Origin of the sequence: Pseudonocardia sp. 73-21 (genome assembly GCF_001899645.1) — a bacterium.
Classification (GTDB): Bacteria; Actinomycetota; Actinomycetes; order Mycobacteriales; family Pseudonocardiaceae; genus Pseudonocardia.
On sequence record NZ_MKVV01000062.1, the window covers coordinates 23,107 to 34,100 of the forward strand.

The 10,994-nt window shown below is 73.8% G+C and carries 10 protein-coding genes and 1 pseudogene; 6 read left to right on the plus strand and 5 right to left on the minus strand.

Annotation, left to right across the window (positions count from 1 at the left end; translation table 11 throughout):
* Positions 1-430 precede the first annotated feature (430 nt).
* Positions 431-1,246 carry a mycofactocin-coupled SDR family oxidoreductase gene (locus BGP03_RS20560; RefSeq protein WP_298799167.1) on the minus strand — a complete coding sequence of 272 codons (816 nt, stop codon included), beginning with the start codon at positions 1,244-1,246 and terminating at the stop codon, positions 431-433.
* A 60-nt stretch (positions 1,247-1,306) separates the two neighbouring features.
* On the opposite strand from BGP03_RS20560, the gene BGP03_RS20565 reads away from it, so the two are divergent.
* Complete coding sequence (locus tag BGP03_RS20565) at positions 1,307-1,861, plus strand: TetR/AcrR family transcriptional regulator (protein WP_298799168.1); 555 nt, start codon at positions 1,307-1,309, stop codon at positions 1,859-1,861.
* Here the strand turns inward: BGP03_RS20565 and BGP03_RS20570 are convergent.
* From BGP03_RS20570 to BGP03_RS20580, 3 genes are read right to left on the minus strand one after another with little or no spacing between them, the layout of a single operon-like run.
* Positions 1,749-2,444 (minus strand): alpha/beta fold hydrolase, encoded by a 696-nt coding sequence (locus tag BGP03_RS20570; protein ID WP_298799169.1) that lies wholly within the window; start codon positions 2,442-2,444, stop codon positions 1,749-1,751. The genes BGP03_RS20565 and BGP03_RS20570 overlap by 113 nt on opposite strands.
* A gap of 31 nt (positions 2,445-2,475) precedes the next feature.
* Complete coding sequence (locus BGP03_RS20575; RefSeq protein ID WP_296371973.1) at positions 2,476-3,456, minus strand: LLM class F420-dependent oxidoreductase; 981 nt, start codon at positions 3,454-3,456, stop codon at positions 2,476-2,478.
* Positions 3,456-5,156 (minus strand): class I adenylate-forming enzyme family protein, encoded by a 1,701-nt coding sequence (locus BGP03_RS20580; protein WP_296371971.1) that lies wholly within the window; start codon positions 5,154-5,156, stop codon positions 3,456-3,458. The genes BGP03_RS20575 and BGP03_RS20580 overlap by 1 nt, the downstream gene beginning before the upstream one ends.
* A 116-nt stretch (positions 5,157-5,272) precedes the next feature.
* On the opposite strand from BGP03_RS20580, the gene BGP03_RS20585 reads away from it, so the two are divergent.
* Positions 5,273-5,545, plus strand: coding sequence for a hypothetical protein (locus BGP03_RS20585; protein ID WP_296371969.1), 273 nt, complete (start codon positions 5,273-5,275; stop codon positions 5,543-5,545).
* A pseudogene (locus BGP03_RS20590) lies at positions 5,542-6,114 on the plus strand (SDR family NAD(P)-dependent oxidoreductase); the annotation flags it as partial. The gene BGP03_RS20585 and the pseudogene BGP03_RS20590, both read left to right, overlap by 4 nt.
* Positions 6,115-6,305: 191 nt before the next feature.
* Here the strand turns inward: BGP03_RS20590 and BGP03_RS20595 are convergent.
* Positions 6,306-7,280, minus strand: coding sequence for a helix-turn-helix domain-containing protein (locus tag BGP03_RS20595; RefSeq protein WP_298799170.1), 975 nt, complete (start codon positions 7,278-7,280; stop codon positions 6,306-6,308).
* 146 nt (positions 7,281-7,426) lie between these two features.
* Between BGP03_RS20595 and BGP03_RS20600 the strand changes: the two genes are divergently transcribed.
* From BGP03_RS20600 to BGP03_RS20610, 3 genes are read left to right on the plus strand one after another with little or no spacing between them, the layout of a single operon-like run.
* Complete coding sequence (locus BGP03_RS20600; RefSeq protein ID WP_296371965.1) at positions 7,427-8,644, plus strand: acetyl-CoA acetyltransferase; 1,218 nt, start codon at positions 7,427-7,429, stop codon at positions 8,642-8,644.
* A gap of 16 nt (positions 8,645-8,660) precedes the next feature.
* Positions 8,661-10,172, plus strand: a complete 1,512-nt coding sequence (locus BGP03_RS20605) for a carotenoid oxygenase family protein (RefSeq protein WP_298799172.1) — start codon at positions 8,661-8,663, stop codon at positions 10,170-10,172.
* Positions 10,172-10,966, plus strand: coding sequence for a hypothetical protein (locus tag BGP03_RS20610; protein WP_298799173.1), 795 nt, complete (start codon positions 10,172-10,174; stop codon positions 10,964-10,966). The genes BGP03_RS20605 and BGP03_RS20610 overlap by 1 nt, the downstream gene beginning before the upstream one ends.
* The last annotated feature ends 28 nt before the right edge of the window (positions 10,967-10,994 follow it).

Here is a 10,994-nt window from a genome sequence, read left to right on the forward strand (position 1 = left end):
CCCGTCGCCACCTGGTGGCGGGCACGGCGGAGAGCCCGACCTTCGACGGGCACCGCTCGCCGACCGCACCTGCCGGCCGAGAAGGCCGCCGGCGGCGTCGACGTGCGGGTGCTGCTCACCGCCGCGGTGTTCAGCGGGTCGGTGCCCGGGGGTCACGATCGGGCCGTTCCGGGCCAACGCCTTCGCCGCGCGCACGTTCCGGGTGCAGGAGTCGCTGCGCGGGCGGGTGCTGCTCGACCGGTCGGGTGCCGGGATCGGCTGCCCCCACCGGAAGATGATCGCGGTGGTGGTCGGCGGGGACCTGCCGCCCGCCCCGAGCCCTCCCCGCGGCCGCTGCAGCGGGTGGCCGACGGGGCGAAGGCCGGGGCCCGCAAGGGCGTGCAGCTGGCCCGGTCGGGTGACGGGCGGGCGCGGGAGTCGCTGGACCGAGTCAGAACTCCGTCACCCCGGCGTCCGGGGCGATCTCGTGCGCCGTGACGAACCTCGACTCGTCGGAGGCGAGGAACAGCACGGTGTCGGAGACGTCCTCGGGCTGGGTGCCCCTGACCGGCAGCATGTTCACGAACATCCCGCCCAGCCGCGGGTCGCCCGCCATGGCCTCGCCGATGGCGGCCTGCATGTCGCCGGAGCCCATCGGGGTCTCGACGCCGGTGGGGTGCACGCTGTTGACCCGGATCGAGTGCCTCGCGAGCTCGGTGGCGAAGGCCTTGGCCATGCCGCGCACGGCCCACTTGCTGGTGGTGTAGGGGACCATGAACGGCTGCACCTTGATGCCGGCGGCCGAGCTGATCAGGATGATCGAGCCCGCGCCCGCCTCGACGAGGTGCGGGGCACCGGCCATCACGGTGTTCCAGACACCGGTGACGTTCGTGGTGATCGTGTCGTCGAAGATCTCCGGCGTGACCCTGTCCCAGGCGCGGGGCACGCATATGCCGGCGTTGGCCACCACGATGTCGAGCCGGCCCAGCTCGGCCACGGCCCCGTCGACGGCCGTCCGGAGCGCACCGAGGTCGCGCACGTCGAGCCGTGCGGTGACGACGCGCCGGTCGAGCTTCTCGACCAGGCGCACGGTCTCGTCGAGGTCGGCGGGGGTCGCGGAGTCGTAGGGGACGCTCGGCAGCGGCGCGCACACGTCGACCGCGATGATGTCGGCGCCCTCCTGCGCGAGCCGCACCGCGTGGGCCCGGCCCATTCCCCGGGCGGCCCCGGTGATCAGGGCGACCTTCCCCGCAACCCGTCCAGCCATCTCAGCACTCCGTTCGCACTACCGGACAGTGATGTCCGGTTATGGGGGTAGGGTACCCGCGTGCCGGACGGACGTCGAACGAACCGGGGCCGGGGTGCCGCGGCCGGCAACCGCCGCGCCCTCGTGGCCGCGGCGGTGGAGGTCTTCGGCGAGCAGGGCTACGACGCGCCGCTCTCGGCGGTCGCGAAACGGGCCGGCGTCGGCCAGGGGAGCCTGTACCGGCACTTCCCCGACCGCGTGAGCCTGGCGCTGGCCGTGTTCGGCGACAACGTCGACGGGCTCGAGGAGTTGGCGGCCCGTCCCGGCGTGACCCTCGAGGACCTGCTGGCCCGCATCACCGAGCAGATCATCGCGTCGGTCGCCTTCGTCGGGGTGATCACCGCCGGTGCGGCCGACCCGCGCCTCGAGGCCGTGACCGACCGCGTCCGGGGGGTGCTGGCCGCCGCGCTCGGCGAGGCGCAGCGCGCCGGCCGCCTGCGCCCGGGGCTGCGCGTGGACGACATCATGATCGCGATCGGGATGGTTGCGGCGTTCCTGGCCACCGTGCCGCCGGCCGACCGGCGCGCCACCGCCGACGCCGCCTGGGCGATGCTGCAGCACGGCCTGCGCTCCTGAGCGCCACCACGCCGGCGATGCTGATCGCGCCGCCGACGATCTCGACCGCCGTGGGCACCTCGGCGAGCCAGGCGACGGACCGGCCTGCTCGCGACGGCGAGGCGCCCGCGGGCCCCGCGCCCTGGCCGCGGTCGACGAGGCGCCGGTCGTGACCGCGGCCGGCGGGCGCACGCTTGGCCTTCGCGAGTGCGGCCAGCAGGTCCGGGGTGGCGCCGCGCAGCCCGTGCCAGGGCGCCTCCAGCACGACGACGGAACGGAACAGCTCGGGTCGCCGGGCCGCGAGCGCCAGCGTGAGGTTGCCCCCGGAGCTCCATCCGAGCACATCGGCGGGCCTGCCGAGGTGTTCCAGGACCGCGGCGAGATCGTCGATGTGGACGCGGTAGTCCCGCACGGGGCGGTGCACCGACCGGCCGTACCCACGCCGGTCGTAGGCCAGCACGCGCCGGCCGCCGGCGGCGAGGTCGGCCGTCGAACGCCCCCACGACGAGGCCTGCGCCCCGGTGCCGTGCACGAGCACGAGCGGGTCGCCCTCGCCGTACCCGTCGAGCGCCAGCTCGGCGCCGTCGACCGTTATCCGCACCATCACTGACCTCCGCCGTCGTCGTCGGAGCGGATCATGCCCCAGCGAGGGCGCGCAGTGTGTGCTCCCCGGCCGGGTCGTCGTCGGTGGACGAGGGCACCACGACCACCGTGTCGGCGCCGGCGGCGGCGTACTCGCCCAGCCGGGCGGCGACGGCCGCCCGGTCGCCGACGAGCCCGACCACCCGGTTCAGCTCGGCCGGCACCCGGGCCAGCAGCTCGGCCGGGTGGGGCCGGGTGCGCGCGAACGCCACGAGATCGGCGAACCCGGCACGGGCGAACATGTCGCTGTAGCCCGGCGCGGCCAGGTAGCCGACGACGCCGCGGCGCAGCTGCTCCGCCGCGGCGGGCCCGGGATCGACCGCGGCGGGCGCCCACACCGCCACCGGCGGGTGCGGCCGGCCCAGCTCGTCGGCGACCGCGCGGATCCGGGTCACGAGCTCGTGGACGAGCAGGGGGTCGACGAGGTTGAGCACGACCTCGTCGGCGTGGCGCACGGCGGCGCGGACGGCGCCGTCGCCGAACGCGGCGACGACCAGCCTCGACGACGGCGGGCGCAGCCGCAGGCGGTAGCCGCACGACCGCACCACCGCGCCGTCGACGTCGGTCTTCTTCCCGTCGAGCAGGGCCCGCACGGCGCGCGCGGACTCGTCCAGGGCCGTGACCGACCGCTGCCGGCTGCGCCCGTGCCACCCCTCGACGACCGTGGTGGACGACGTGCCCAGCGCCACGGCGACGTCGCGGCCGGTCAGCGCGGCCACCGACGCCGCGCCCATCGCGATCATGGCCGGGTCGCGGACGGCCACGGCGAACGGGCCGAGCACGAGGCCGCTGCGCCGGAACCCGGAGCCGACGTGGGTGCCGAGGGCGAAGGCGTCCCAGGTGGCCATCTCGCCGATCCACACGCGCGGGTAGCCCAGCTCGTCGGCGAGCGCGGCCGTGCGCAGCACCTCCTCGGGCGGCCGGTCCTGCCACAGCCCGAGCGAGACCTCGACGGCCGGCACCGGCGCACGCATCAGTGCTCCTCGTCGGTCATGGGGGCTCCTTCGCAGACGGCGGTGCGCAGCTCGCGCTTGAGGACCTTGCCGACGGGGTTGCGCGGCAACGCGTCGCGCGTCTCCAGCCGTTCGGGCAGCTTGTAGGTGGCGATCTCCTGCGCCACCAGGTGGGCCACGACGTCGGGCAGCGTGACGGTGCGCCCCGGCCGCGGCACGACCACGGCGCAGACCCGCTCGCCCAGCACGTCGTCGGGGTAGCCGACCACCGCCACCTCGGCGACGTCCGGGTGGCCGGCGATCAGCGACTCCAGCTCCGCGGGCGCGATGTTCGTGCCGCCGCGGATGATCAGGTCCTTCGCGCGGTCGACGTAGCGCAGGAACTCCTGGTGCGGGCCGTCGATGACGAACACGTCGCCGGTGCGCAGGAAGCCGTCCTCGTCGAACGGGCTGGCCACCGCGCCGAGGTAACCCGCGAACAGGCTGGGGCCCTTGAGGAGCAGCTCGCCGGGCACGCCCGGCTCGTCGATCTCCGCGCCGGTCCGGGGATCCACCAGCTTCACGGTGGTCTGGGCGGCCGCGGGGAAGCTCCACTCCCGGCCGCCGCCGTAGCGCGGGAACCAGCGGGCGCGCATGCCCGGGTCGGTCATCCGCTCGACGTCGGTCATCAGCGCGATGCCCTCGTTGGAGCCGAAGTAGTTGATGACGTCGAGGCCGTGGCGGTCGTGCCAGCCCCGCACCATCCACTCCTGCAGCGGCGCCGAGCCCGACCCGAGGGCCGTCAGCGACGAGATGTCGGCGGCGGCGAGGATCTCCTCGCGCTGCAGCAGCAGCGCCAGCAGCGCGGGCGGGGCCACGGTGTAGGTGATGGCCTCGTCACGGACCTGGGCCAGGAACACGGGCAGGTCGAACGGGTGGTGCTGCACCAGCGAGCACCCGGTGTGCAGCCACGGCAGGAACATCCCGCTGATGCCCGCCATGTTGACCATCGGGAACGGGTTGAGGATGCGCGAGTCGGCCGTCAGGCCGGGGGCGGCCACCGTGCTGTGGCTCATCACCAGCCACTCGTAGTGCGCGCGGGGCACGCCCTTCGGCGCGGCCTCGGTGCCGGAGGTCCAGCACACCGTGATGCAGTCGTTGGGGTCCACCGGGTGGGCGTCGGCGTACGCCGCGACGGCGGCGGGTGGCTCACCGGCCGCGCCGTCCAGGCGCACCGAGCCCGGCACGTCGGTCGGTCCGATGTGGAACACGGTGCGCAGCGACGGCACCTCGGCCCGCAACGCGACGGTCTCCGCCGCCGCCGGCCGCGCCCCGATCCGGTCGCTGGTGAGGAACGCCGCGATCCCGCCGATCCGGCCCAGCTCGACGATCTCGTGGCGCCGGTACTGCACGGGCAGCGGCGACACGACGGCCCGGACCCGCCAGGCCGCCAGGTAGGCCACCGCGAGCTCGACGATGTTGGGCAACTGCAGCGCGATCACGTCGCCCTCGCCCACGCCGTGGGCAAGCAGCACCCCGGCCAGCTCCTCGACGCGGGCGGCCACCCCGGTCCAGGTCAGCCGCAGCGGTGCGGTGTCCACGAGGTCGGCCTTGTTCGGCGGGTCCACCACGGCGAGGGCGTCGCCCCGCTCCACGACCCGGTCGGCGAACAGCTGCTGCACCGTCTCCCCGGTCCACCAGCCCCGGCCGACGTAGTCGTCGACGCGGTCCTGAGGATGCATCCGTCGACCGGGCACGGCACCTCCTGCGTCGCTACAGTTAGCAGTGCCGTTCGTACTCCGTGCCCGCCACGAGGTCAACACTAGGCAGGTCACGCCGTCAGTTGTAGCTTCGGATCATGAACGACCTGCGGCTCCTGCTGGACGGGAACGCCATCGCCGAGCTGCTCACCCGCTACCTGCGCGCCGTCGACCCCGGCGACGTGGCCACGCGGCGGGCCAGCCACCCCGACGGCGCCACGGAGGAGCACGGCGGCCTCTGCTCCGGGCCGGCGCAGGGCTACGTCGACACCATCGAGGCCGCGCTGTCCCACCCGGCCGACCTGCTGTTCGGCCTGCTGTTCGGCGCGACGTTCCCGCCCGACGTGGTCGACGACGGGATCCGGGTGTGAGCGCCACCGCGCAGGGGTGCACGGCGATCGTCACCGGTGGCAACCGCGGCATCGGACGCGCGTTCGTGGAGGAGCTGCTGGCCGCCGGCGCGGCGCGGGTCTACTGCGGCGCCCGCGACGTCGACGCGGTGCCGGCCGAGCTCGTGGCGGCGGGCGCGGTGCCGGTTCCGCTCGACGTCACCGACGAGGAGTCGGTGGCCGCCGCCGCCCGGACCTGCGCGGACGCCACCGTAGTGATCAACAACGCGGGCCTGCACGGCCGCGACAGCCTGGTTCTCGCCGCCGACCCCGCCGTGGCGCGCCGGGAGATGGAGGTCAACTACTTCGGCGTCCTGGCCATGACCCGCGCGTTCGCCCCGGTGCTCGCGCGCAACGGCGGCGGCGCGATCGTCAACGTGCTGTCGGTGGCCGGCGCCATCCCCACGGTGTTCATGGGCGGCTACTCGCCGGCGAAGTCGGCGGCGCTGTTCCTGTCGGTCATCGCCCGCGCCGAGCTGGAGCCGCAGGGCACGAGCGTCACGGCTCTCGTCGTCGGGTCGGTGGACACGCGGATGGCCGACCACGTCGAGGGGGAGAAGGAGGACCCCCGCGACATCGCCGTCACCGGCCTGCGCGCCATGGCCCGCGGGAGCGGATCGTCGACACCGACCGCATGGCGATCGAGGCGAGGGCGAGGTACGCGGTGGACCCGGTGCGCTGGCAACGCGGCATGGCGATGCTCCACCAGGCCGGCCGTCTGTCGACCGGGCGCTGACCCCGGTCAGACGGCCGTCCGAGCGGCCCGTCCGTCGCGGACGATCTCCACGTCGGCGCCCCGCAGGCGCTCGTGGCACTCGCTGCAGCGTAGGCGAGGGTGGAAGGTGCGGCCGCAACCGGCGTGTTCGAGGCGCAGGGCCGGGCCCTCGGGCGAGACGAACCACTGCCGGCCCCACTCCAGCACCGAGGCCATGACGGGGAAGAACGCGCGGCCCTTCGTCGAGAGCCGGTAGACGATCCAGTCGGGGCGCTGCGGGTTGGGGCTCTGCTCCAGCACCCCGATCTCGCAGAAGCTGCGCAGCCGCTCGGCCACGATCGTCGGCGGCGCGCCCACGCGCTGCTCGAACTCGCCGAAGCGCGTGGCCCCGAGGAACGCGGCGCCCAGCAGGGCCGTGGACCAGCGGTTGCCGATCATCGCCATCGTCTGGACGACGAGCTCGTCGGGGCGGCTGCCCGAGTGCGACCGCCGGCGCGTGGTGGCCGAGGGGATGCTGCGCGACCAGCCCCCGCTGGGCCCGAACTCGCCCGACACGTCGCGGGCGACGGTCTCCTGGTCGCACGCCGCGCACACCAGCACCGGGCTGAACACGGCCCCGCACGTGGTGTGGCGCATCGCGGGCAGGCGCGGCGCGGGACCGTCCACCCAGGCGCGCTCCCACGCCCACATCGTCAGCAGGATCGGCCACATCGCCCGGCCCCGGGCCGTGAGCCGGTAGTCGTGGCGCGGTGGCCGGGCGTTGTAGGGGACGCGTTCCATGACGTCGACCTCGACGAGCCGGGCCAGGCGCGCCGTCAGCACCGCGCTGGAGATCGGGCCGGCGTGCAGGTACTCGCTGTACTGGGTGAGCCCGCCCAGTGCCCTCTGCACGATCCACAGCGTCCACTCGTCACCGACGATGCCGTTCGCGACGGCGATGGAGTTGGGGCCGCCCTCGTCCAGCACGGTGACGCGCCGCGTGGAGGAGTCCGGGGAGTCCATGGACGGGAACGCTACGGGAGTTCGCCGGCGAAGTCGGCGAAGCCGCTCTGGGCGTCGGCGTGGGCGGGGCCACGGCGGCTCTCCGCGATCAGCGCGCCGAGACGCCTCCGTTGACGAGCAACTCTGCTTGTTGTAGTACTGACTCCATGAGCGTCCCGTCAAGCTGGGTCATCGGCGGCCACCAGACCGACTTCGCGCGCAACACCGCCCGCGAGGGCGTCTCGTTCGCGGAGCTGTTCGCGGAGAACGTCCAGGGCACGCTGGAGGACGCGAACATCCCCGCGTCCGACGTCGGCGTCGTGCACGTCGGCAACGCCTTCGGTCAGCTGTTCACCGGGCAGGGCCAGCTCGGCGCGATGCCGGCCACCGTCGAGCCTGCGTTGTGGGAGGTGCCCGCCGTCCGGCACGAGGCCGCGTGCGCGTCGGGGTCGATGGCGCTGATCGCCGCGATGGCCGAGATCGAGGCCGGCCGCTACGACGTCGCGCTGGTGATCGGGGCGGAGATCGAGCGCACGGTCGGCGGCGAGCTGGGGGCGCAGCACCTCGGCGCGGCCGCGTGGATCGGGCACGAGGGCCGGGACGCGCGGTTCATGTGGCCGTACATGTTCGACCGGCTCACCGAGGAGTACGACCGCCGCTACGGCGTCGACGACCGCTACGTGCACGCCATCGCCGAGATCAACATGCGCAACGCCAAGCTCAACCCCAACGCCCAGACCCGCGGCTGGAGCTTCACCGACGCCAGCTTCACCGACGACGACGAGGCCAACCCGCGCGTCGAGGGCCGGGTGCGGCGCACCGACTGCAGCCAGATGACCGACGGCGCGGCCGGTGTCGTGGTGGTGAGCGACCGGTACCTGGCGGCGCACCCCGAGAAGCAGCGGGCGCAGATCCTCGGCTGGGGCCACCGCACGGCGGGCCTGTCGCTGCAGCAGAAGCTCGACCGCTCCGCCGACGACCCCTACGTGCTGCCCCACGTGCGGCGTACCATCACCGACGCGTTCACCCGCGCCGACATCGCGGGCGTCGACGATCTGGACGCGATCGAGACCCACGACTGCTTCTCGATGAGCGAGTACGCCGCCATCGACCACTTCGGCATCACCGCGCCGGGGGAGAGCTGGAAGGCGGTCGACTCCGGCGACATCGAGCACGGCGGCCGCATCCCGGTCAACCCGGGCGGCGGCCTGATCGGCGGCGGCCATCCCGTCGGCGCCACCGGCGTGCGCATGATGCTCGACGCCTACAAGCAGGTCACCGGCCAGGCCGGGGAGTACCAGGTGGCCGGTGCCCGCACGGTCGCCACCCTCAACATCGGCGGCAGCACCACCACGTGTGCGAGCTTCGTCGTGGGAGCGCCCTAGCCAGGAGGAAGGCACTATGGAACTGGAAGTGCTCGGCCGCGCCCTCACGACGCTGCCCGCCGACGACGACCACCCCTACCGCACGGGCCCGTGGCGGCCCCAGACGGTCGAGCGCAAGGCCGACGACCTCGACGTGGTCGGCGAGATCCCGGCCGACCTCGACGGGGTCTACCTGCGCAACACCGAGAACCCGGTGCACCCGGCGCTGGAGCTCTACCACCCCTTCGACGGCGACGGCATGGTGCACGTCGTCGGGTTCCGGGACGGGAAGGCGTTCTACCGCAACCGGTTCGTGCGCACCGACGGCTTCCTCGCCGAGCAGGAGGCCGGGCGGCCGCTGTGGGCCGGGCTCGCCGAGAACCCCGCGACGTCCCCGACCCAGACCGGATGGGGCGCGCGCGGGCGGATGAAGGACGCGTCCAGCACCGACATCGTGATGCACAACGGCGTCGCGCTCACGAGCTTCTACCAGTGCGGCGATCTCTACCGCCTCGACCCGACCACGCTGGACACCCTGGGCAAGGCGAGCTGGAACGGCGCGTTCCCGTCCGACGTCGGGGTCTCGGCGCACCCGAAGTTCGACGAGGCCACCGGCGAGCTGCTGTTCTTCAACTACGGCACCGAGGCGCCGTACATGCACTACGGCGTGGTGGACGCGGCCGACGCCCTCGTGCACTACATCGACGTGCCGCTGCCCGGCCCGCGCCTGCCGCACGACATGGTGTTCACCGAGAACTTCGCGATCCTCAACGACATGCCGCTGTTCTGGGCCCCGGAGGCGCTGGCGAAGGGCAAGTACGCGGCCAAGTTCCACCCCGACATCCCCACCCGGTTCGCGGTGATCCCGCGCCGCGGTGAGACGAGCGACATCCGGTGGTTCGAGGCCGACCCCACCTACGTCCTGCACTGGACCAACGCCTACGAGGACGGCGACGAGATCGTCGTCGACGGCTACTACCAGGAGAACCCTGAGCCCCCGTCCGGTGGCGGCACCATCTACCAGCGCATGTTCCGCTTCCTCGACAACGAGCAGATGGGCCCGCGGCTGCACCGCTGGCGCCTGGACACCGTCACCGGGAAGTGCACCGAGGATCACCTCTCGGACCGGATCAGCGAGTTCGGCATGATCAACCAGCGGCACGCCGGGCGGCGGCACCGCTACACCTACGCGGCCACCACGCTGCCGGGCTGGTTCCTCTTCGACGGCATCCTCAAGCACGACGCCGACACCGGCACCGAGGAGCGCTACGCGTTCGGCGAGGGCGTGTTCGGCAGCGAGACCGCGATGGCGCCCCGCACGGGATCGCGGAGCGAGGACGACGGCTACCTCGTCACCATCGTCTCGGACATGAACCGCGACCTGTCCGAGTGCCTGATCTTCGACGCCCGCACCGTCGGCGACGGGCCGATCGCCCGCATCCGGCTGCCCGAGCGGGTCTCCAGCGGCACGCACTCCACGTGGGCGCCCGGCGCGCAGATCCCGGACTGGCGCACCCACGACGACCCGGCGACGGCCGTCGGGCTCTGATGGTCGCCTGGGCCACGCTGCGCCAGGTCGTGATCGGCACGACGGCTCTCGACGCCGACGTCGCGACCGTGCGCCGCGCGTTCGGGCTGGGGGCCGGGTTCGCCGATCCCGACCTGAGGGCCCACGGGCTGGCCGACGCCACGCTACCGGTGGCGCCCGGGCGCTATCTCGAGTTCGTCGCCCCGCTCGGTGCCGACGGCCCGGTCGCGGGCCGGTTGCGCACGGTCGGCGGGCGCGGCGGGTTCGTGCTGTCGGTGCAGCACCCCGACGCGGCGGGCGTCCTCGAACGCTGCCGGGCCCGTGGCGTCCGGGTGCCGGTCGAGGAGACGGCGATGGGGAAGGTCGTGCTCCAGCTGCACCCGAAGGACGTCGGGCTCGTGCTGGAGGTCGACGGCATCGCCGAACCCGGGCAGTGGTTCTGGGACGACGTCGACCCCGGCCCGGAGCCCGATGCCGGGATCGACGCGATCCTCGGCGTCGAGGTGCCGGTCGCCGACCCCGCCGCCACGGCGGCCCTGTGGCACGAGCTGCTCGAGCTGGGTGCGCCGGTGCGCCCGGACGAGATCGACCTGGGTGGCACGTGGGTGCGGTTCACGCCCGGCGGCCCGTCGGCGGAGTGGACGGTGGTCGTGCGCCGCTCGGGGCCGGACGCCGTCGATCCCGGCCTGCCGGGCGTCCGGTTCCGGGTGACGTCAGCCCCGCGACGTCCGGTGCCCAGCTCCTCCGGGACGCCACGGCGGAGGTCCCCCGCACGCGAGCTCCGCACCCTTAACTACCGCCCGTTTGTTTGCTAGCGTCCGAGGCGTCACCCCACCGATGGGA